Raw genomic sequence first — 21,142 nt, forward strand, 5'->3', positions numbered from 1 at the left:
GCCGGGTCGAACCCGGCGCCGCCGATCACCCCATCTGCCGAGAGTCGATTTCCTGAGTCCTTGAAACATGCCCTTCCTCGATCTTCCCAGTTATCGCCTCCACTACCGTATCGACGGCGATGCGGACGGGTGCCAGAGCAAGCCATGGCTTATGTTCTGCAATTCGCTCGGCGCAGACCTACACATGTGGGACGCGCAGGTGGCTGGACTTGGGCCGCATTTCCGCACGCTGCGATATGATCGCCGCGGCCATGGTCTGTCCTCGGCTCCACCACCGCCATACGCTCTGTCGGATCTCGGCAAGGATGCGCTCGCGCTGCTCGATGCGCTTGAAATAGAGCGCGTGCATTTCTGCGGCCTGTCCATCGGCGGCCTCACAGGGCAGTGGCTGGGCATTCATGCCGGACATCGCCTTGGCAAAATCGCCGTCTGCGCGACGTCCGCCAAGATCGGTACCGCCGAAAGCTGGATCGCGCGAATGGAGACCGTGCGGGAGAGCGGACTTGCGGCACTGACCGCCGCCACCGTCGAACGCTGGTTCACGCCGGGGTTCGGCGCCCTCGAACCCGGCACTGTCGAAAACGTGCTCGACAGCTTTGTCGCGACGTCGATCGATGGCTATATCGGATGCTGTGCGGCTCTGGCCGGGGGCGACTTGCGTGATGATATCGAACGGATCGCCAACCCTCTTCTCGCCGTTTCCGGCGATAACGATCCGGTGTGCCCGCCATCCGACCTGGCAGATATCGCCGCGCGCGTGCAGCAGGGCCGGCATCTGTCGCTGCCGGGCCGCCATATCGTAAACGTCGAGTCGGCACAGGCTTTCAACGGCGCGCTTTTGGAGTTTCTCGGTGCGGAAGCTTCTTCCCCATCGAATCGTGCCAGATGCAGTGATTGACTTGACTCGTAAGATATATCCAATATTCTAGATATATGGATGAAACTCAGACAATCACCGCTCTTGCCGCCCTTGCCCAGCCCACCCGCTTGAGGACGTTCAGGCTGCTCGTCGAGCGGGAACCCGACGGCATTGCCGCCGGCGAGCTGGCCAGGCTGGTCGATGTGCCGCAGAACACCATGTCGGCGCATCTCGCGACGCTGGCCCAGGCCGCGCTGGTCCGGGGCGAGCGTCAAAGCCGTTCCATTATCTATCGCGCCGATCTCGATCGCTTTCGCTCCGTTATGCTCTACCTGCTGCAAGACTGCTGCGGCGGCAACGCGAGTCTCTGTGCGCCATTGATTTCAGATTTGTCCCCATGCTGCGCTCCGACGGAGACGCAGGTAAGTTGAACCGACCGGGAGAGCGCTCATGAGCGGCAAAGCCTATAACGTCCTCTTTCTGTGCACGGGCAATTCGGCACGCTCGATCATCGCCGAAGCCATACTGAACCGGCTCGGCAGGGGTCGGTTCCGCGCCTATTCGGCCGGGTCCTATCCAAAAGGTGAAGTGCATCCATTCACCTTGCAGCTTCTCAAGGGGCTGAACTACGACACGTCGTCCGCACGCTCGAAGTCCTGGGACGAGTTCGCCGCGCCCGACGCGCCGCAGATGGATTTTGTCTTCACAGTCTGCGATGACGCGGCCGGAGAGGCCTGTCCCGCCTGGCCGGGCCAGCCGATGACCGCGCACTGGGGCGTGCCCGATCCGGCCGCGGCGGAAGGCAGCGAGACTGAGCGGCATTTCGCCTTTGCCGAGACCCACCGAATGCTGAGCAACCGCCTCTCGATATTCATCAGCCTGCCGATGACCAGCCTGGACAGGCTTGCCTTGCAGAGGCGACTTGATGAGATCGGGCGCAATGTTCCGAAGGCGGGCTGACACATGGCGTTCGATCTGAGGCGCCGGATCGCGGCGGAGTTTCTTGGGACGGCCATCCTGGTCGCCACCGTCGTCGGCTCCGGCGTCATGGCCGATCGCCTTTCCGATGACGTGGCGGTGTCCCTGCTCGGCAACACCATACCGACGGGTGCTATCCTCATCGTCCTGATCAGCATTCTCGGCCCGGTATCCGGTGCGCATTTCAATCCTGCGGTGACGATCGTGTTCTCCGCCAGGCGGGAGATCGAGCCGCCCGCCGCGGCGCTCTACATCCTGTCCCAAGTCGCGGGCGGCCTTGCAGGAATGTTTGTCGCCCATGCCATGTTCGAGTTGGACATCTTTCAGGCGTCGCAAACGGTTCGCACCGGCGCCGGCCAATGGCTTGCCGAGACGGTAGCGACTTTCGGCCTGGTCTTCACGATCCTGGCGGGATTGCGCTTCCGCGGCGATGCCATTCCGTGGCTGGTCGGCCTCTATATCACAGCGGCCTACTGGTTTACCGCCTCGACATCCTTTGCGAACCCCGCGGTCGCGATCGCCCGGGCATTCACGAACACCTTTTCGGGCATTCGCCCCGGGGATTTGCCCGGCTTCGTCATGGCCGAAGTGCTGGGGGCGCTGCTGGCAGCCGCCGTTGCCGGTTGGATGCTCGCCGGGCGGAACGCCTCGATTTCACCAATTGCGGTCAAGGGAGCCGAATGACCATGGACGTCACCATCTACCACAATCCTGCTTGCGGCACGTCCCGCAATACATTGGCGCTGATCCGCCACGCCGGCATCGAACCGAAGGTGATCGAATATCTGAAGACCCCGCCCGACCGCGAGGAGCTTGCCGGCATGATCCGCGACGCCGGCCTTTCGGTCCGTGAGGCGATCCGCGAGAAGGGGACACCCTATGCGGAACTCGGGCTCGGCGATCCGTCGCTTTCCGACGATCAGCTCCTGACGGCAATGATCGAGCATCCGATCCTCATCAATCGGCCGTTCGTCGTCACCCGCTTGGGTACCCGGCTGGCGCGGCCGTCGGAAGCGGTTCTCGATATCCTGCCAGCGGATGCCTTCAAAGGGCCGTTCGTCAAGGAGGATGGCGAAGCGGTTCTCGATGGGGAGGGGCGACGCCTTGCCTGAACTTTCCGCCGCCGATCCGCGGCATCTGCGCAAGCCCGCCGCCGAGGCGCTGCGGCCGCCTTTCTCGACGCATCCGCCGCGCATCCTGATCCTTTACGGCTCGCTTCGCCAGGTGTCCTATTCGCGGCTTCTGGCGGAGGAGGCCGGGCGGTTGCTGGAGTATTTCGGGGCGGAAGTGCGCTTTTTCGACCCGTCGGGTCTGCCGCTTCCGGACGACGCGCCGGCAAGCCACCCAAAGGTCCAGGAGCTCCGGGAACTCTCCGAATGGTCGGAAGGCCAGGTCTGGGTGAGTCCGGAGCGCCATGGGGCAATCACCGGCATCATGAAGGCGCAGATCGACTGGATACCGCTTGCGATCGGGTCGATCCGGCCGACCCAGGGGAAAACCCTCGCCGTCATGCAGGTGTCGGGCGGCTCGCAGTCCTTCAATGCGGTGAACACGCTGCGCCTGCTCGGACGCTGGATGCGCATGATCACCATCCCCAACCAGTCCTCGGTCGCCAAGGCCTACCAGGAATTCGACGCGAATGGACGCATGAAGCCGTCTTCCTACTATGATCGGGTCGTCGATGTCTGCGAGGAGCTCGTGAAGTTCACGCTGCTGACCCGCGACGTTTCGCACTACCTCGTCGACCGATACAGCGAACGCAAGGAAGACGCCGAGAAGCTGGAACAGCGGGTCAGACTGAAGTCTGTCTGAACCCCGGACCCGTCCAATAACCCATCTGGCGCCGCCTCCCGGCCATCTCCACTACAGCGCCGCGCGTCCTATAGGACGCGCGGCGCTGTAGCACTTTGAATTGCTGCATGTCCTTGTCCTTGAATCGAGGTCGCTTCAAGGAGACATGCAGTAGTCATACGTCTCGCAAGGGGTGTCTTGTCGACGGTCCGTGATCATAATGGTCCGGCCGTGCCTGTTGACGGCGGCCGTCATGAGCAGGAGCGGCTCCTGCTGCAGGCAAGGACCGAACCCGGCCGATGCGAGGAGGTTGAGCCATGTCACCGGACCGTTCCCGCGCGTTTGATGCTCCCGTCCCGTCCCAGCCTTCAGCGCCTGTTCCGAATTCCGCCGAGGATCGTCAGCGCCGCCGCCTGAAGCGCAATCGCCTGCTGGCGACATCCCTCTTGATCGCCATGGCGGCGGTTTTTCTTGGAACCCACTTGGTTCCCGATCCCGGCTTCGCGATCCAGCTCTTGCGCGCCGCCGCGGAAGCGGGAATCGTCGGCGGGCTCGCTGACTGGTTCGCAGTGACCGCGCTCTTCCGTCACCCGCTTGGCCTACCGATCCCGCATACGGCTATTGTGACAACCAACAAGGAGCGCATCGGTCAATCCCTGGGTCGCTTCCTGGAACGGCACTTCCTGACCGAGGAGGTGATGCTGCGAAAATTGCGGAGCGCCCATGTGGCCCAGCGGTTTTCGGCATGGCTTGCGGCTCCGGCGACGGCGCCGGTGCTCGCCGAAGCCGTTGCTTCGGCGCTTCCTTATGTCATTCGCACGCTCGACAACAAGGACCTGCAGGACTTCGCCCGCCGGAGCCTCGGCAGACAGGTACGGCAAGCCGACGTCGCGCCGATTCTCGGCCGTGCCATTGATATCTTGACGGCGAGCGGGGAGACGGACGTTCTGTTTGAGCGCGCCCTCGGCGTTGCCGCCCAATGGCTGGAGGAAAACCGCGAGCAGATCTTCCAATTGGTCCGCGAGCGCAGTCGCTGGTGGATTCCCCGGACCATCGATCGAAGGATCGCGGAGGCGATCGTCTCGGGCGTAGGCGACCTCCTCAACAAATTGCGTGAGCCGGAGAGCGAAGTCCGGCTGAAGTTCCGCGAGGCGCTCTACCGTCTCATCGATGACCTGAACACATCACCGGCCCAGCGCGAGCAGGTAAACGCCATCAAGAACCGCGTCCTGGAACACCCGGAGGTTCAGGCCTGGGTCGCAGCCGTATGGAATGGGACCGCACGCATGATGCTGGACGACCTGGCTCGGCCGAACTCGAAGGTGCGTCTGGCTGTCGAGAAATTGTGTCTGCTCGTCGGCCGGGCATTGGCGAGCGACCAGGCCATGTTGGCCCATATCGACTCGTTTCTGGAGAAGCTTGCTGCCTATGTCGTTTCGTGGCGGCACGAGATCGGCGCGTTCGTGTCGGAAGTGGTCAGAAGCTGGGATACGCCCACGCTCGTGGACCGCCTGGAGTTGGTCGTCGGCAGCGATCTCCAGTACATCCGCATGAACGGCACGATCGTCGGCGCCTTTGCGGGCTGCCTGATCTTCCTGGTTTCCCGATCCTTCGGTTGATCGCAACCTGTGAGTACCGGAGCCGGGCTGCTTGCGCCACCAATCGCCAAACTAACGTCACGTAGCGGGCGAAGCCTCACACCCGCGCTTGCACGCTCGTCTCGTTCCCTGTGTGGACATAAAGATCGGCATACCTGTCGCGGAGCACGTTCTTCTGGACCTTGCCCATCGTGTTGCGTGGTAGGTCTTCCACGAAGATCACCCGCTTCGGCTGCTTGTAGCGTGCCAGGCGGTCCTTCAGCCCGTCGAGAACGGTACGCTCGTCGATTGCTGCATCCGGCTTCCTGACGACGACGGCCGTGACGCCTTCGCCGAAATCTGGATGCGGCACGCCGATGACGGCGCTTTCGACCACTCCCGGCATCCGGTCGATCTCCGTTTCGACCTCTTTGGGATAGATATTATAGCCGCCGGAAATCACGAGATCCTTGCCGCGGCCGACGATGTGGACGTAGCCGCGCTCGTCGATCCTGCCGAGATCGCCCGTGATGAAGAAACCGTCGGCACGGAACTCGGCCTGCGTTTTCTCGGGCATGCGCCAATACCCCTTGAAAACATTCGGTCCCTTCACCTCGATCATGCCGGTCTCGCCTTTTGGAAGCGGCTTGCCGCTCTCCGGATCGGTCACACGAAGCGAGATGCCGGGCAGCGGAAAGCCGACCGTTCCGGCGATGCGATCCCCATCATAGGGGTTCGACGTATTCATGTTGGTTTCCGTCATCCCGTAACGCTCGAGAATGGCGTGCCCGGTCATTTCTTCAAACGTCCTGTGGGTCTCGGCGAGCAGCGGAGCCGAGCCCGAAACGAACAGCCGCATTCCAGCCGTCACCTCCCGCGTCAGCCCCAGATGCTGGACGAGGCGGACGTAGAAGGTCGGAACCCCCATCATCGCCGTCGCCTGAGGCATCAGCCGCAGCACCTCGTCGGCGTCGAACTTCGGCAGAAAATACATCGATGCACCGGCAAGAAGGATCACGTTCGACGCGACGAAGAGGCCGTGCGTGTGGAAAATCGGCAAGGCGTGGATCAGCCTGTCGTCGGCGGTAAAGCGCCAGTAGTCTCGCAGCGTGGAGGCGTTTGACAGGAGATTGTCATGGGTCAGCATGGCGCCTTTCGAGCGCCCCGTCGTTCCCGACGTATAGAGGATCGCGGCAAGATCGTCGGGCCCGCGATGGGCATCCGGGAAGTCGGGCGACTCGCCGCGTGCGAGCTCGGTCAGCGAACCGCCGCCTTTCTCGTCCAGCGATTCGATATGGGCCCCGTGGGTTGCGGCGAGCCTGGTAACTCCCTCCTCGGCCGACGGGGCGCAGACGACGAGCCGTGGCTCGGCATCTCCGATGAAATAGTCGAGCTCGGCCAGCGTATAGGCCGTATTAAGCGGAAGATAGACGGCTCCTATGCGCAGGCAGGCGAGATAGAGCATCAGCGCGGCGGGGCTCTTCTCCACCTGCACGGCCACCCGGTCGCCCGGCCGTACGCCGAGGGCATCGAGCGCCGATGCGATGCGGCCCGAATGATCCAGCATGTCGCTATAAGTCCAGGAGCGGCCACCGGCTTCCAGGATGAAGCCGGCGCGGGGGCGCGCGGCCCGGCGGATGGCATCGAACAGATGATTGCTCATGAGGTGAACTCCTTGCTGCCTCTCTTCTTTGGGGCACCGCCTGATTGGACGTCCGGAGGAAGGACGCCCGGAACGGGAACCAGACTGCGGGGGCCCTTGTGGGCGGGCACCAGCCGCCGGATGGCCGGTGCGGCGACGACCTGGCCGCGGGTGGCAAAAGTCTCGTGGTTCGTCTCTATGTCGTCGAGTTTGTAGAGATAGTTGACCATCAGTCCGTGCGCCTGGCGCATGGCACGAGCGGAGCGATCTGCGAGGAAATTGATCCGCTCGAGCCGTGCGCCATTGCCGAGATGGAAGCGCGCGACGGGGTCCACGACTTTGCCGTTGCGGTCGCGGGCCCTCAGGAAATACCAGGCGGCAGCGGCCGTCATGGTCGGCTGGATGCTCGCCAGCAATTCCGGCTGGTCGGCCCATTCCGGCTCATCGAGCGCCGCAAGCTTGCTGCGGTCCGCGGCGGAAAGGGCATCGGAGACTTCGGCACGCCGCTCGCGAGACAGCCATTCGGCAAAGCCTGGCACCGGCGACAAGGTCGCGAAGCTGTCGAGCCGAGGAAACTCGCGGCGCAGATCCTCGACCACCTGTTTGATGAGGAAGTTGCCGAAGGAAATGCCCCTCAGGCCCTCTTGGCAGTTCGAGATCGAATAGAAGACCGCCATCGTCGCATCTGCAGCGCGGATCGGCGCGCGGTCTTCCGTCAACAGGCCCGCAATATTCGAAGGCATCTCCCGCGTCAGCGCCACTTCCACGAAAATCAGCGGATCGTCGACGAGTTGCGGATGGAAGAACGCGAAACAGCGCCGGTCTTCCGGCGCAAGGCGCAGGCGCAGCTCGTCCCAGCCGCCGATATGGTGGACGGCCTCGTAGCGAATGATCTTTTCGAGAATATTGGCCGGCGTCGACCAGTTGATCGGCCGCAATACGAGGAAGCCGCGGTTGAACCACGATCCGAAAAGGTGGGCGAAGTCCGCGTCGACGGCCGTAAGGTCGGGGTTCTCGGCCTTGAGCTTGATGAGATCTTCCCGCATTCGCACGAGCGTGGCGATGCCGTTTGGCGCCAGATTGAGCCTGCGGATCAGTTCCTGCCGGCGAGGCTCGGCCGCCACGCTCAATTCCAGTAGGGCCCTTGGATTGGGTTCGGCGCGATAGGCGTCGATCGCCTGCTCCAGCCGCTCGCTATCGGGCCCGAAGCGCGAGAGCAGCACCATCATGAAGTCACGCCGCTGCTGCGGATCGAAGCTTTGCCAGCGGTCGAGAATGTTCTTCGCAAGCGCCATGCCCGACGCTTCACCCCGGCTCGACAACAGCGTTTCGCAGAGCGCTTCCATCTTGTCCACGGCATCGGCTTCGCCTTCGCGTGCAGGTCCTAACGACAGGAAACGGCGGCCGCGGTCGGTGATGGTCTGCAACATGTCGCTGAAGAAAGACGTCCTGCTCATTGGATTGCCCCCAACATCTGGTTCGGCAGCCACGTCGCAATTCCCGGAAAGAGGCAGAGGATGATGATCGCCAGGAACATCACCAGCACGTAGGGCAGGGAACCCCAGAGAATCTCCTTCGTCGGGATCTGCGGCGCGATGGCGTTGATGACGAAAAGGTTGAGCCCGATCGGCGGCGTGATCAAGCCGACTTCCATGTTGATCGTCAGGACGATCGCAAACCAGTAGGGGTCAAATCCCGCCTGGGTGACGATCGGAAAGAGCATCGGCGCGGTCATCACGATTACGGCGACGGGCGGCAGGAACATGCCGCAGATCAAGAGAAAGACGTTGATGATCAACATCAACAGCCATCGGTTGACTTCCATGTCGGCGATTGCCGTTGCGACGGTCTGGGTGATGAACAGCGAGGACAGCGCGAAGGCGAAGAGCTCGGCGGCTGCCATGATCATCATGATCATGACGCTTTCCTTCATCGCCGATCCAAGAATGCCGGCGACGGGCCGAAAGCGGAACAGCCGGTAGGCGATGATCACCACGAGCAGCGTGAGGAAGGCACCGGCGCCGGCCGCCTCGGACGGCGTGGCGATCCCTCCGTAAAGCACGTACAGCGTACCGGCGATGATCAGCAGGAAGGGCAGGATGCGCGGAAGGCCCGCCAGCCGGTCCCTGATCGAGTAGCGGATGAAACGCGCATCGAATTCATAGCCCTTGCGTTTGCAATCGATGATCGCCCAAGCCATGAACAGGGACGTCAGCAGGATGCCGGGAAGGATGCCGGCCATGAACAGCCGTCCGATGGAGGTCTCGGTCGCAATGCCGTAGACGATCAACGTCACGGATGGGGGAATGAGAATGCCGAGCGTGCCGCCGGCCGCGATCGAGCCGCTTGCGACCGAGGTCGGATAGCCCCGTCGCAGCATCTCCGGAATGCCCATCTTGCCGATCGCCGCGCAGGTCGCCGGCGAGGAACCGGTCATGCCGGAGAAGATGGCACAGGCGCCGATATTGGACAGGATGAGGCCGCCCGGGATGCGGTTCAGCCACCGGTCCAACGAGGTGTAGAGGTCCGATCCCGCCGGGGATGAGGCGACCGCCGCGCCCATCAGGACGAACATCGGGATGGACACATAGGCCAGATTGGCGATACCGGAGAACATCGTATCCCCCAGGACGTAGAAGATGGCGGCGCCGCTCTGCAAATAGAGGGCCGCAAAGGCGGAAAGCCCCAGGGCGAATGCGATGGGCATGCCGGTCGCCAGCAGGGCGAAGAGACAGGCAACGATCATCAGTCCGGAAACGGTCGGGCTCATTGGATGATCTCCCGGGAATGAGGATTGGCGCTTGGCGTCGAACCCGATTCGACGCCGCCATCGCTGATGGTTGCCGGCCCCGCCGACGCAGTCAGCAGCGTCAGGACCTGTGCGACATACTGCAGACACAGCATGGCAAAGCTGACAGGAAGTGCGGCGAGTGGCACCCAAAGCGGCGGCGCCCATACGCTGGAATGTTTCCAGTTGCCTGCCCATGCGTCGTGAAACTGAATCCACGTCGCGATGAGCATGATTGTGCAGAAGAGGAGGCCGAGAAGGCTCGCGATCACGCGTAGAACCGATCGCGTGCGGTCGCCGACCATGACTTCGACGACATCCACCCCGACATGGCCGCCCTTGAGCAAAACATAGGGTGCGCCGAGAAACATGGCTGCGGTTGCTGAAAACACGACGAAGTCCGTTTGCCAGATCGTCGGTTGGCGAAACACATAGCGCATCAGGATCATCTGGCAGACGACGAGCATCGACGCGATGATCAGGGCGGTCGCAACGATCGCGAGCCCGCGCGAAGCATTGCCGACAGCCTCGATATAGGCCTTGAGCATGCATTTATCCTCAGGTTGCGGGACAGACGGCACGGCGCGTCGACGCGCGCCGATCTTTTCGTTCGCCTCACTCGACGGCCAGCGCCTTTTCGATCAGCTTGTCCCCGCCGGGGACGTTGGCGGCAAAGTTCTTGTAGGACGACTCTTTTGCGACTTCGAGCCAGGCGTTGTAGTCCTCCTTCGTCATCTCGACCACTTCCACACCGGCCTTCTTGTAGGTGTCGACCATGACCTGGTCGCCCTTGCGGACCTCCTCATTGAAATAGGCCTCCGCCTTTTCGCCCGCGGCCAGGATCGCCTTTTGCTGTTCTTCCGTCAGGCCCTCAAAGACGCGCTTCGACACCAGCACCGGCTCGTACATGAACCACAGGGCGTTTTCGCCCGGCGCGGTCAGGCACTTGGCCTGTTCGAACAGGCGGTAGGAAACGAAGCTCGCCGACGAGGTATTGGCCGCGTCGAGCACGCCGGTCTGCATGCCCGTGTAGATCTCCGACGACGGCATCGACGAAATCGAAGCGCCCGCTTCCACTAGCATCTCCTCGAAGGCGGGCCCGGCGGCGCGGATCACCTGGCCCTTGATCGTGTCGGGCGAGGTGATGCAATCCCTCTTGGAAGCGAAGGCGCCGGACAGCCAGGCGTCGGCGATCACGATAGCGCCGGCATCCTCGATGACCTTCTTGATGTCCTGCATGAATTCGGAATCGTTGAGCCGCATGGCACGGTCGAAATTGCCGACGAGCCCAGGCATCAGCGTTGCGGAGAATTCCGGATGGCGACCCGACGCATAGTCGAGCGGAAACGACGTCATGTCGAGCAGGCCCCGGGTAACCGCGTTCCACTGGTCGTTCGGCTTATAGAGCGAGGCACCGGGGAAAACCTGGATCTCAAGGCCGACATTCGCCGCGCTGACTTCGCGGGCGATCAACTGCACCATCTCGTCGCGAATGTCGCCCTTGCCGCCCGGGAACTGATGCGAAGCCTTCAAGATGGTCTGGGCGGACGCCGTCGAGACGATCAAGCTGCCGAGGGCTGCGACAGCGCAAGCTCCCAGCTTCCGTCGAAAACTGCTCATTTTCTTCCTCCCTGATATTCCGGCCCTCCCGCCGGTCTGGTATAAGAGTGTCTCTATCTTGCGTACCGTGTCAAGATTTTTGTATACAAGAAGCGACAAACTGCATATCAGGGCCGAAATGGAATGACCGATAATATTTTCCACAAGCTGCGCGACGACATTGAAAACGGCATTGTCACCGGCGAGTTCGAACCGGGTGAACGCCTGGACGAAACGCAACTGGCGAAGCGCTTCGGGGTATCGCGAACGCCGATTCGCGAGGCCTTGATGCAGTTGAGCGCGACCGGGCTCGTCGAGATCCGGCCGCGGCGCGGAGCCGTTGTGGTCGATCCGGCGCCGCAGCGCGTCTTCGAGATGTTCGAGGTCATGGCCGAACTGGAGGGCATGGCGGGCGCTCTTGCCGCCCGGCGCCATACTGAGGAGGACCGGTCAGCACTTATGGCTGCCCACGACAAGTGCAAGGAGGCGGTCGCCAGCGAGGACACGGACCGCTACTACTATGAAAACGAGATCTTCCACCGCGCGATCTACGCGGCAAGCCATAGCGGCTTCCTGGAGGATCAATGCACGGCTCTGCATCGCCGCCTTCGTCCCTACCGCCGCCTGCAACTTAGGGTCCGCAACCGGATGAAGGTGTCCTTCAAGGAGCACGGAGAGATAGTCGAGGCCATTCTTGCCGGCGATGCGGATGGGGCGCGGGAGCGCCTGCGCGGCCACGTGGCGGTCCAAGGCGACCGATTCGGCGATCTGATCGCCAATCTTTCGAGCCGTGAACGCCGGCTTGGATAGGAGGCGACGTCGCCACGCCACGACCGAGCATGGCGACATCGCCTGCTGTTGCTCAGGCGCTTCCTCAGCGGCTCGGGACCGGCACTTCGCCGCGATAGTCGTAGAAACCTCTGCCGACCTTCAGTCCAAGCCAGCCGGCTTCGACATATTTGACCAGCAGCGGGCACGGCCGGTACTTGGTATCGGCCAGTCCGCTATGCAGCACGCTCATGATGGCGAGGCAGGTGTCGAGGCCGATGAAATCGGCAAGTTCGAGCGGGCCCATCGGATGGTTGGCACCAAGCTTCATGCTCTGGTCGATATCGACGACCGAACCGACCCCCTCATGGAGCGTGTAGATCGCCTCGTTGATCATCGGGATCAGAATGCGGTTGACGATGAAGGCCGGATAATCCTCCGCCACCACCGCACTCTTGCCGAGCCGCTGCACCAGCGCCTGCACCGCCTCGAAGGTTTCCCTGCTCGTCGCGATTCCCCGGATCAGCTCGACGAGTTGCATGACCGGAACCGGATTCATGAAATGCAGTCCCATGAATTGTTCCGGCCGGCTCGTCCGCCCCGCGAGGCGGGTGATCGATAACGACGAAGTGTTGGTGGTGAGGATCGTCTTCGGCTTCAGGCTCGGCGCGAGCTCATCGAAGATCTTCTGCTTGACCGATTCCCGCTCCGTCGCCGCCTCGATGATGAGGTCGCTCGCCCCGAGATCCTGAAGCGCCACTGTCGTTCGAATGCGCCCGAGGGCAAGGCGCTTTGCCTCCTCCGACGTCTTTCCGCGCGCCACCTGCCGACCCAGGTTCGCGCCGATCCTGGCGAGGCCCGCCTCCAGCCTTTGCGCATCGACGTCCATCAGCGTGACGTCGTATCCTGCAACGGCAAGCACATGGGCGATGCCGTTGCCCATTTGCCCGGCGCCGACGACGCCAACCGTCTCGATCGTCATTTTATTCTTCCTCGGCTTTTTTCGAGAATTGCCACCGTCCAGCCCCCAGAACCGGCGCGGCTTTATCGAGCGCCAAGGTGCTGCGTGACAGAATGATGGGCGTGCGTAATCCGGGCAAGCCCTCGGGATCGATGCGCAACTCCCGTGCCTGGATTTGCGGCTCGTCGATCGCTTCCGCCACCGTATTGATCGGGCCCCCCGGTACGCCCGCTTTCTCCAATGCCGCAATCAGCTCAGCCTTTGGCCGCAGCCTAGTCTTTTCCGCAAGCAGCGAACTGAGCGCTTCCCGGTTCGCCACCCTCGCCGGATTGGTAGCATAGGCCGGGTCGTCCGAGACGCCTTCGAGACCGAGCATGCTGCAAAGGGTCGCGAACTGCCGGTCGTTGCCGCAGGCGATGATCAGATGCCCGTCGGAGGCCGGAAACACCTGGTATGGCACGATGTTGGGGTGCGCGTTGCCCATGCGGCGCGGAACCTTGCCGCCTGCAAGATAGTTCATCGCTTGGTTGGCGAGCACCGCAACGCCGACATCGAGCAGTGCCAGATCGACGTGCTGGCCGAGGCCGGAACGTTCCCGTTCGGCCAATGCGGCCTGGATGCCGATGACCCCGTAGAGGCCGGTAAAGACGTCGATCCAGGCGACGCCCACTTTCTGCGGTTCGCCGTCGGGTTCGCCGGTCAGGTCCATGATGCCGCACATGCCCTGGATCAAGAAATCGTAGCCCGGCTGTTGCGCCCGTGGGCCCGCCTGGCCAAAACCGGTCACGGAGGCGTAGACGATGCGCGGGTTGATCGCGGCGAGGCTTTCAAAGTCGAGGCCGAATTTCTTTAATCCTCCGACCTTGAAGTTCTCGATCACCACATCCGCTTCCGAGACCAAGGATTTGACGCGGGCGAGGTCATCGGGGTCGCCGAAATCGCAGGTGACCGATGTCTTGCCGCGATTTGCCGCGTGGAAATAGGCGGCCACCTTTTCGGTGCCGCCCTTGCCGTCCGGCTGTTCGATAAAAGGAGGCCCCCATGTGCGGGTGTCGTCGCCTTGCGGGCTCTCGACCTTGATGACTTCCGCGCCGAGGTCGGCGAGCGTCTGCCCGATCCACGGCCCGGCGAGGATGCGGGCAAGCTCGACGACCTTCAAGCCGGCGAGCGGAGCGCTGTTCGGCGCGGCCATCAGAAGAACGCCTGAATGCCGGTCTGGGCGCGGCCGAGGATCAGCGCATGGACATCGTGCGTGCCCTCGTAAGTGTTGACCGTCTCGAGGTTCTGCGCGTGGCGCATGACGTGATACTCGATCTGAATGCCGTTGCCGCCATGCATGTCGCGGGCCTGTCTCGCAATGTCGAGCGCCTTGCCGCAATTGTTGCGCTTGACGAGAGAGATCATCTCCGGCGCGAACCTGCCGTCATCCATCAGCCGCCCGACGCGGAGCGAGGCCTGCAGGCCGAGCGTGATCTCCGTCTGCATGTCGGCGAGCTTTTTCTGGAAGAGCTGCGTGCCGGCGAGCGGCTTGCCGAACTGGATGCGATCGAGACCGTATTGGCGCGAGCGGAACCAGCAATCCTCGGCAGCCCCGAGCACGCCCCAGGAGATGCCGTAGCGGGCACGGTTGAGGCAGCCGAATGGTCCCTTGAGCCCAGAGACATTCGGCAACAGCGCGTCCTCGCCGACTTCGACGCCATCCATGACGATCTCGCCGGTGACAGAAGCGCGCAGCGACAGCTTGCCGCCGATCTTCGGCGCCGACAGGCCCTTCATGCCCTTGTCGAGGATGAAGCCGCGGATCTGACCGCCATGCGCTTCCGACTTCGCCCAGACGACGAACACGTCGGCGATCGGTGCGTTGGAGATCCACATCTTCGAGCCCCGCAGACGATAGCCGCCCTCGATCTTCTCGGCGCGCGACTTCATCGAACCCGGATCGGATCCGGCGTCCGGCTCGGTGAGCCCGAAGCAGCCGATCAGCTCGCCCGAAACGAGACCGGGCAGGTATTTGTCGCGCTGCTCTTCGGAGCCATAGGCGTAGATGGGATAGATCACCAGCGACGACTGCACGCTCATCATCGAGCGGTAGCCCGAATCGATGCGCTCCACTTCGCGCGCCACGAGACCGTAGGAAACATAATTGGCGCCGGCCGCGCCATATTTATCCGGCAGCGTCACACCGAGAAGCCCCGCCTGGCCCATCAGCCGGAAGAGGCCCGGATCGGTCTTCTCCTCGAGATAGGCCTCCCCGACGCGCGGCAGGAGTTCTGCTTCCGCGAAGGTCCTGGCCGCATCACGGATCATGCGCTCGTCCTCGGCAAGCTGGTCGTCGAGGAGAAGGGGATCGTCCCAGGCGAAAGCGCTGCCTTGTGATGAATGCACGGATGGGTTTGTGGTCACGGATTCTCTCCCGATATCTTTTACGCCCCGAGGATCTCGAACGGCAAGCCGATTTTCCCATGTAAGTACCGCTTGTTGCCGTGCGGAAAAAGCCGTATTTGCGTGTAACATCATTCATGGAATGCATAAGTGAGATGCGCCCGCGCCGGTTCCTCCCCTCGATAAGCCTTTTGGCCGCCTTCGAGGCCGTCCTGAAGACCGGCTCGACAGCGGCGGCGGCGCGCGAGCTCGATCTGACGCAGAGCACGGTGAGCCGTCTCGTCCAGAATCTGGAGCAGCAGCTCGGCCGCCAGCTTTTTGAGCGGCACAGGCAGAAGCTGATCCCGACGCAAGCCGCTCACGCCTATGGCCGGGACGTGACCCGCGCGCTCGATCTCATCCAGCGCGGCAGCATGGAACTAGCCGCAAATCCGGGTGGCGGCACGCTGTCGCTCGCGATCCTGCCGGCCTTCGGCACGCGATGGCTGGCGCCGCGGCTTGGCAGGTTCCTGGTCAAACATCCCGGCATCACGATCAATCTGGCAACGCGTCTCAAGCGCTTCAACTTTGCCGTCGAAGGCTTCGATGCCGCCATCCATTTCGGGGCTGACGATTGGCGCGACGCCGGCCACATGAAGCTGTTCGAGGAGCGACTGACGGCCTGCATCTCGCCAGCGCTGCTCAAGGACCATCCCGTTGCCGACGTTGATGGGATGGCCGGGCTGCCGCTGCTTCAACTGGAGACGAGGCCGAACGCCTGGCGAATCTGGTTTGCCGCCCATGGCGCGGAACCAACAAGCGTTACCGGAATGCTCTTCGACCAGTTCGCGACCATGACGCAGGCTGCGATCTCCGGCCTCGGCGTGGCGCTTCTTCCGGATTATCTGGCAGACGCCGAGATAGCGGAGAAACGCCTCGTTCCGCTCTTGAAGAGGGGGGTGCCAGGCTCGGGATCCTATTGGCTGGTCTGGCCGCAATCGCGGGCCAGTTACCCGCCACTCGAATCCTTCCGCGCCTGGCTTGCCGCGGAATTGAAGCCGCAAGCAACGTCGGCTTCCTGACCGCGGACGCGCGGCAGGGCCTACCCTTGACCAGTCGGGCTCAACTATCTATGGAGTCTCTCGACGGTTCCCCGACGGTGAAGCGAAGGGGATTAATAGGGAACACGGTGCGGACGACCCAACAGGGACCAAAACCGTGGCTGCCCCCGCAACTGTGAGCGGATTGCCGTCCATCCTCGTGGCGCCTCGAGCGCCGTGCCACTGTGCCAACCGGCACGGGAAGGCAGATGGACGACAGATATCCGTAAGCCAGGAGACCTGCCGTCATGCGTTCGCTCCAATGTCCACGGGCGGGGATGCCCGGAACAGGATATGCCATGACACATTTTCGCGCCTGGCTGCGCCTTCCTGAATTCGTTCCTTCCCGTTCGAGCCGCTCGCTCGAAACCGCTGACTGAGGCGGCGCGACAGTTCCCGCCGTCCGCGCCGTGCGGCCGGTATTCTACAATCGGGGAGATCGATCCGTGACCATCATTCCTAACAGTCGCGGCAGCCTTATTGCCGTCGCTACGCTGATGTCGACTTTCGCCTTCGAGGCTCAGGCCGCCGAAACCACCTATCCGCTGACTATCACCAATTGCGGCCGCCCGATTACCTTCGATAAGGCGCCCGAACGCGCCGTCTCGATCGGCCAGAGCAGCACGGAGATCATGTATCTGCTTGGCCTGCAGCACCGGATGGTCGGCACCGCCGTCTGGCTCGGCCCGGTCATCGAGGGTTACGAGGAGGCCAATGCCAAGGTCGAGCGTCTTGCGGACAACGATCCGAGTTTCGAGAGCGTCGTTGCCAAGAAGCCCGACATCGTCACCGCGCAGTTCCAGTGGCACGTCGGGTCCGAGGGCATCGTTGCCAAACCGGAGCAGTTCGAGGAACTCGGCATTCCGGTTTACACCTCGCCGGCCGATTGCGTCGGCAAGGACAATACGGGTGGAGGCGATGGCGTTCGCCACGCGGTCTTCACCATGGACCTGATCTATCAGGAGATCGCTGAACTGGCGCAGATCTTCAACGTCCAGGAACGCGGCGAGGCGCTGGTTGCAGAGCTGAAGGCCCGCGAGGATGCTGCCAAGCAGAAGATCGTGTCGGCGAACGGCAAGCTCTCGGCCGTGTTCTGGTTCTCGAGCGCGGAGCTCGACATCGACCCCTATGTCGCCGGCAAGAACGGTGCTCCCGGTTACATCATGCGGGCGCTCGGCATCCGCAATGTCATCGACAGCGAGGAGGAATGGCCGACCGTCGGCTGGGAAGCCATCGCCAGGTCCGAGCCGACGATCATCGTCGCGGGCAAGATGGAGCGTCGCCGTTTCCCCGCAGACGACATCGCCGTCAAGTACCAGTTCCTCAAGTCCGACCCGGTGACCAGTCTCATGCCGGCCGTCAAGGAGGGCCGCGTCGTCGAAATGGACGCCCAGGCGATGAACCCAACGATCCGGACCATCGAAGGGATCGAGGCCCTGGCCGAGGCTATCGAAAAAGCCGGCCTGACCCAGTGAATAGGATGGTGGGCTCCCTATCGAGGACAGGCGCCACAGTGCTGGCGCTTGTCCTGCTGTTCTCGGCGCTCTGGCTGGGTGCGGCGATCGGCGAGACGGCGATCCCGATGGATGTCGTCGCCCGGACGATCGCCAATCGGCTATGGCAGGCGGGCTATCCGCTCGATCCGATCAACGAGGGCATCGTCTGGAACTACCGTTTGAGCCGCGCCGTGGTGGCGGCGTGCTGCGGCTCGGCGCTGGCACTTTCCGGCGTCGTGCTGCAGTCGCTTCTGCGCAACCCGCTCGCCGATCCGTATATTCTCGGGATCTCGGCGGGAGCATCGACGGGCGCGGTCGCCGTTGCCATCCTGGGTTTCGGTGCCGGTCTGTTGACGCTGCCGCTGGGGGCCTTCCTCGGCGCACTTCTCGCATTCGGGCTCGTCAGCCTGCTCGCAATGCGCGCGGGCAGGGGGCATGGTGCCACCATACTCGCCGGTGTCGCCGGCTCGCAACTCTTCAACGCGCTCACCTCGTTCATCGTCACCAAGGCGGCCAATGCGGAGCAGTCGCGCGCGATCATGTTCTGGCTGCTCGGCAATCTGTCTGGCGTCCGTTGGCCGGATGTCTGGCTTGCTCTGCCTGCCGCTGTGGTTGGCCTTCTTGCCTGTCTCTGGCATGCGCGTGCGCTCGATGCCTTCACCTTCGGCTCCGAGTCCGCCGCCTCGCTCGGCATACCCGTGCGCCGCGTCTGTGTCGTGCTGATCGGCGCATCGGCCATGATGACGGCGGCCATGGTCAGCATTGTCGGCTCGATCGGCTTCGTCGGGCTCGTCATCCCGCATGCGGCACGGATGCTGGTGGGCGTCCGGCACGGGCTGCTGTTGCCGGCATCCGCTTTGACCGGGGCAATCTTCATGGTCGCCGCCGACGTGGTTTCCCGCGTGATCATTCCGGGCCAGGTGCTGCCGATCGGCGTGGTGACGGCGCTTGTCGGAGCGCCTGCCTTCGCGATTATCCTTGGCCAGCGGGGAGCGGTTCGATGATGCTTTCGGCATGCAACGTCTCATGGTCCACGGGCGGAATTTCCATTCTCGAGAACGTCTCGCTCGACGTCGTCCCGGGAGAATTTCTCGGCATCGTTGGACCAAACGGTTCCGGAAAGACGAGCCTGATGTCGCTTCTTGCGGGTCTCCGGCGACCGAAGTCGGGTCGGGTGCTGCTGGACGGCCGGCCGATAGACGGGCTCGGACGCCGTGAGGTCGCCAGGTGCATAGCCCTCGTCGAACAGCAGGCCGAGACGAGCGAGCGCATATCGGCGCGCCAAGCCGTGGAGCTCGGCCGCACCCCACATCTCGGGCCGCTCGCACCATGGTCGGCGGAGGATGACGAGATCGTCGGCGCGGCGATCCGCAACGTCGACATGGAGCCATTGGCGGCGCGGCAGTGGCACACGCTCTCGGGGGGAGAACGCCAGCGCCTGCACATCGCCCGTGCCCTCGCGCAGCAGCCGGAAATCCTGCTTCTGGACGAGCCGACGAACCACCTCGATGTCGGCCACCAGATCGGCCTGCTGCATCTCGTCCGCCAGCAGCAACTGACAGCCGTGGCGGCGCTTCACGATCTCAACCACGCAGCGATGTTCTGCGACCGAATTGCCTTGATGAGCGGCGGCCGCATCGTTGCGCTGGGCCGCCCATCCGAGGTCCTCAGCGCAGAGCGGATCTGTTCCGTCTTCGGGGTGGTGGTCGATGTCCAGCATGAGGGCGAGGGGCGCTGTTACATCCGCTACTGCGCGCCCGGTTCGCCGGCCGCCGAAAGACCGAAGCTCAAGAGGATCTCATGATCCTTGCCCAGACGCGTGATTGCGACCATCGTGGCAAACTCGACACCGGCTATGCGGCGGTGGTTTCTTTTCGACCGACGGCAAGTGCGGTAGTGTCGTGCTCCCGCGGCCGCTGCCAGTCGTTATGGCGCGGGACAAACTTTGTGCCGATTTCGGCTCGCGCCGCCGCAATCTTCCGGGCAAGCGCCTCACATGCCGGCGCCTTGCGAACATAAGCAAAAGAGGGCAGGGTTCGACATGGTGCGAGCCCGTCGCTGGGCGTTCCACCGGGTGGGAATGCTCCCGCTATATCGGCGAGCGCCGATAAAATGGGGCCGTAGGGCGGGCGAAAAATGAATAACTCCAAACCTGACAGGCTTCACCTGACCTTGGCCGAGCTGATCAGCGACCAGATCGAGAAGCGCCATGCAAGTGAGCTTAGAGCAGTACTCTCAACCGGTAACGAGATCACGATGCATGGAACGTTCACGGTGGGCAGTGACTTCATCATCTACAGAACGACGAAAGACGCCAGCGGGAAATGGGCAATGACGCCGTTCGCGCATATCGTACAATTGGTCATCTGATTTCCAAGCTGCGCGGCTACCGCCGGGACGACACCGAATGTCAGCCTATCCAGGTGCATCCCCGGGCGTGTTAAGAATACGCAGCGCCCGCACCGCATTCTTGGGGCTGAGCCCTTCCATCTTCCAAGGGCCGATCTCTGCTGTATCCCCGGTTAGGAGATAATAGATCGTATAGGTTCCGTCTCCATCGAAACGGCGGCCATATTGATCGCGTCGTTCGGATCTGTTCGGCGGGCCCCCCGCGGATTCCCATGCGCTGATGATGAGCGCGTGTTCTTCGTGTTTGCTTCTCATCTGCGGCTCTCTTCGCGCCGGTCGCCTGCGCCACGGCGCTCCTCAGTCAACGGAAGCCAGGCCCCGTTCAGTCGGCTTGGGCCAAGCCCGCAACGGTGGCCTCGCGCTTGGATGTTCGGGAAGCGAGATCAGCGAGTTTGGTCCATTTCCTCTTGCTAAGCTGAGACCAGCATAAAAAGAGCATAACGCCATATGCGTCGACTGTGGCTTTACTATGAAAGTCGGTGAAAATCTGGTCTTTGAAAAGATTTATTCCTGGGTCCAGCAAAGATAAAAGTGAAACAAATCGAGCATTGTTATTCTCAGTAAGTGTGCGGCGAGCACCAGTTGCAATTAGGATAAACAAGCGGAATTCGTTGTTTACTTTACGTCTTTTATGGCGCACTTTAAAAAATCCGGATTGGCATTGGCTCCTGGTCGGAGCAGGGGCCTGCAAAGATCCCCCTAATCGACCCGATTAGAGGGAATGAACTCATGACACTCGGCCAAATCGCAGAGTGGACAAGACGCAGCGCGATCGGTCAGCCGCAGGAATTTGCGAAGTGCGCCGAGCTTGTG

The 21,142-nt window shown here is 62.7% G+C and carries 21 protein-coding genes, 1 pseudogene and 1 riboswitch; of the genes and pseudogenes, 13 read left to right on the forward strand and 9 right to left on the reverse strand.

What is annotated here, in order from left to right:
• Nucleotides 1–67 precede the first annotated feature (67 nt).
• From pcaD to EKH55_RS21195, 7 genes are all read left to right on the forward strand, one after another.
• A complete protein-coding gene (gene pcaD / locus EKH55_RS21165) occupies nucleotides 68–898 on the forward strand; it encodes a 3-oxoadipate enol-lactonase (RefSeq protein ID WP_151613008.1) in 831 nt (276 codons plus the stop codon).
• A 35-nt stretch (nucleotides 899–933) separates the two neighbouring features.
• The gene (locus EKH55_RS21170) at nucleotides 934–1,290 is read left to right on the forward strand and encodes an ArsR/SmtB family transcription factor (RefSeq protein ID WP_069459332.1); all 357 of its coding nucleotides are present in this window, start codon (nucleotides 934–936) and stop codon (nucleotides 1,288–1,290) included.
• Between the two features lie 19 nt (nucleotides 1,291–1,309).
• A complete protein-coding gene (locus tag EKH55_RS21175) occupies nucleotides 1,310–1,819 on the forward strand; it encodes an arsenate reductase ArsC (protein WP_151613009.1) in 510 nt (169 codons plus the stop codon).
• A gap of 3 nt (nucleotides 1,820–1,822) precedes the next feature.
• Nucleotides 1,823–2,521, forward strand: coding sequence for an aquaporin (locus EKH55_RS21180; protein WP_151613010.1), 699 nt, complete (start codon nucleotides 1,823–1,825; stop codon nucleotides 2,519–2,521).
• A 2-nt stretch (nucleotides 2,522–2,523) separates the two neighbouring features.
• Nucleotides 2,524–2,949, forward strand: a complete 426-nt coding sequence (gene arsC / locus EKH55_RS21185; protein WP_207544031.1) for an arsenate reductase (glutaredoxin) — start codon at nucleotides 2,524–2,526, stop codon at nucleotides 2,947–2,949.
• Entirely contained in the window at nucleotides 2,924–3,649 is a 726-nt protein-coding gene (gene arsH / locus EKH55_RS21190; protein WP_192803858.1) for an arsenical resistance protein ArsH, read from the forward strand. Before arsC ends, arsH begins: the two co-directional genes overlap by 26 nt.
• Before the next feature lie 296 nt (nucleotides 3,650–3,945).
• Nucleotides 3,946–5,247: a DUF445 domain-containing protein gene (locus EKH55_RS21195; protein WP_151613012.1), complete on the forward strand. Its 1,302-nt coding sequence runs from the start codon at nucleotides 3,946–3,948 to the stop codon at nucleotides 5,245–5,247.
• 76 nt (nucleotides 5,248–5,323) lie between these two features.
• Here EKH55_RS21195 and EKH55_RS21200 read toward each other — a convergent pair whose 3' ends face one another.
• From EKH55_RS21200 to EKH55_RS21220, 5 genes are all read right to left on the reverse strand, one after another.
• Nucleotides 5,324–6,868, reverse strand: coding sequence for a malonate--CoA ligase (locus EKH55_RS21200; RefSeq protein WP_151613013.1), 1,545 nt, complete (start codon nucleotides 6,866–6,868; stop codon nucleotides 5,324–5,326).
• Nucleotides 6,865–8,304 (reverse strand): malonyl-CoA decarboxylase, encoded by a 1,440-nt coding sequence (locus EKH55_RS21205; RefSeq protein ID WP_151613014.1) that lies wholly within the window; start codon nucleotides 8,302–8,304, stop codon nucleotides 6,865–6,867. The genes EKH55_RS21200 and EKH55_RS21205 overlap by 4 nt, the downstream gene beginning before the upstream one ends.
• The gene (locus EKH55_RS21210; protein WP_151613015.1) at nucleotides 8,301–9,617 is read right to left on the reverse strand and encodes a TRAP transporter large permease; all 1,317 of its coding nucleotides are present in this window, start codon (nucleotides 9,615–9,617) and stop codon (nucleotides 8,301–8,303) included. The genes EKH55_RS21205 and EKH55_RS21210 overlap by 4 nt, the downstream gene beginning before the upstream one ends.
• Nucleotides 9,614–10,183: a TRAP transporter small permease subunit gene (locus tag EKH55_RS21215; protein ID WP_151613016.1), complete on the reverse strand. Its 570-nt coding sequence runs from the start codon at nucleotides 10,181–10,183 to the stop codon at nucleotides 9,614–9,616. Before EKH55_RS21215 ends, EKH55_RS21210 begins: the two co-directional genes overlap by 4 nt.
• Nucleotides 10,184–10,250: 67 nt before the next feature.
• Nucleotides 10,251–11,255 (reverse strand): TRAP transporter substrate-binding protein, encoded by a 1,005-nt coding sequence (locus EKH55_RS21220; RefSeq protein ID WP_069459342.1) that lies wholly within the window; start codon nucleotides 11,253–11,255, stop codon nucleotides 10,251–10,253.
• Nucleotides 11,256–11,378: 123 nt separating this feature from the next.
• Between EKH55_RS21220 and EKH55_RS21225 the strand changes: the two genes are divergently transcribed.
• Nucleotides 11,379–12,044: a GntR family transcriptional regulator gene (locus EKH55_RS21225; protein ID WP_069459343.1), complete on the forward strand. Its 666-nt coding sequence runs from the start codon at nucleotides 11,379–11,381 to the stop codon at nucleotides 12,042–12,044.
• Between the two features lie 64 nt (nucleotides 12,045–12,108).
• On the opposite strand, the gene EKH55_RS21230 is transcribed toward EKH55_RS21225, so the two are convergent.
• From EKH55_RS21230 to EKH55_RS21240, 3 genes are read right to left on the reverse strand one after another with little or no spacing between them, the layout of a single operon-like run.
• Nucleotides 12,109–12,984: a 3-hydroxybutyryl-CoA dehydrogenase gene (locus EKH55_RS21230; RefSeq protein ID WP_151613017.1), complete on the reverse strand. Its 876-nt coding sequence runs from the start codon at nucleotides 12,982–12,984 to the stop codon at nucleotides 12,109–12,111.
• Nucleotide 12,985: 1 nt separating this feature from the next.
• Nucleotides 12,986–14,155: a CaiB/BaiF CoA transferase family protein gene (locus EKH55_RS21235; RefSeq protein ID WP_151613018.1), complete on the reverse strand. Its 1,170-nt coding sequence runs from the start codon at nucleotides 14,153–14,155 to the stop codon at nucleotides 12,986–12,988.
• Nucleotides 14,155–15,270, reverse strand: a complete 1,116-nt coding sequence (locus EKH55_RS21240; protein WP_225191250.1) for an acyl-CoA dehydrogenase — start codon at nucleotides 15,268–15,270, stop codon at nucleotides 14,155–14,157. Before EKH55_RS21240 ends, EKH55_RS21235 begins: the two co-directional genes overlap by 1 nt.
• A 230-nt stretch (nucleotides 15,271–15,500) precedes the next feature.
• Here EKH55_RS21240 and EKH55_RS21245 point away from each other — a divergent pair, with 230 nt between their 5' ends.
• The 5 genes and pseudogenes from EKH55_RS21245 to EKH55_RS21260 all read left to right on the forward strand — a co-directional run bounded on the left by EKH55_RS21245 (nucleotide 15,501) and on the right by EKH55_RS21260 (nucleotide 20,290).
• Nucleotides 15,501–16,406: a LysR family transcriptional regulator gene (locus tag EKH55_RS21245; protein WP_069459347.1), complete on the forward strand. Its 906-nt coding sequence runs from the start codon at nucleotides 15,501–15,503 to the stop codon at nucleotides 16,404–16,406.
• A gap of 47 nt (nucleotides 16,407–16,453) precedes the next feature.
• Nucleotides 16,454–16,686: riboswitch (cobalamin riboswitch) on the forward strand.
• Between the two features lie 262 nt (nucleotides 16,687–16,948).
• Nucleotides 16,949–17,899: pseudogene (locus EKH55_RS29475) on the forward strand (ABC transporter substrate-binding protein); the annotation flags it as partial.
• 5 nt (nucleotides 17,900–17,904) lie between these two features.
• Nucleotides 17,905–18,924 (forward strand): FecCD family ABC transporter permease, encoded by a 1,020-nt coding sequence (locus EKH55_RS21250; RefSeq protein WP_192803859.1) that lies wholly within the window; start codon nucleotides 17,905–17,907, stop codon nucleotides 18,922–18,924.
• Nucleotides 18,921–19,724 (forward strand): ABC transporter ATP-binding protein, encoded by an 804-nt coding sequence (locus EKH55_RS21255; protein WP_151613021.1) that lies wholly within the window; start codon nucleotides 18,921–18,923, stop codon nucleotides 19,722–19,724. Before EKH55_RS21250 ends, EKH55_RS21255 begins: the two co-directional genes overlap by 4 nt.
• Before the next feature lie 332 nt (nucleotides 19,725–20,056).
• Nucleotides 20,057–20,290, forward strand: coding sequence for a hypothetical protein (locus tag EKH55_RS21260; protein ID WP_069459350.1), 234 nt, complete (start codon nucleotides 20,057–20,059; stop codon nucleotides 20,288–20,290).
• 45 nt (nucleotides 20,291–20,335) lie between these two features.
• On the opposite strand, the gene EKH55_RS21265 is transcribed toward EKH55_RS21260, so the two are convergent.
• Nucleotides 20,336–20,584, reverse strand: coding sequence for a hypothetical protein (locus EKH55_RS21265; protein ID WP_151613022.1), 249 nt, complete (start codon nucleotides 20,582–20,584; stop codon nucleotides 20,336–20,338).
• Nucleotides 20,585–21,142 lie beyond the last annotated feature (558 nt).

Source organism: Sinorhizobium alkalisoli, from assembly GCF_008932245.1.
GTDB classification, from domain to species: domain Bacteria; phylum Pseudomonadota; class Alphaproteobacteria; order Rhizobiales; family Rhizobiaceae; genus Sinorhizobium; species Sinorhizobium alkalisoli.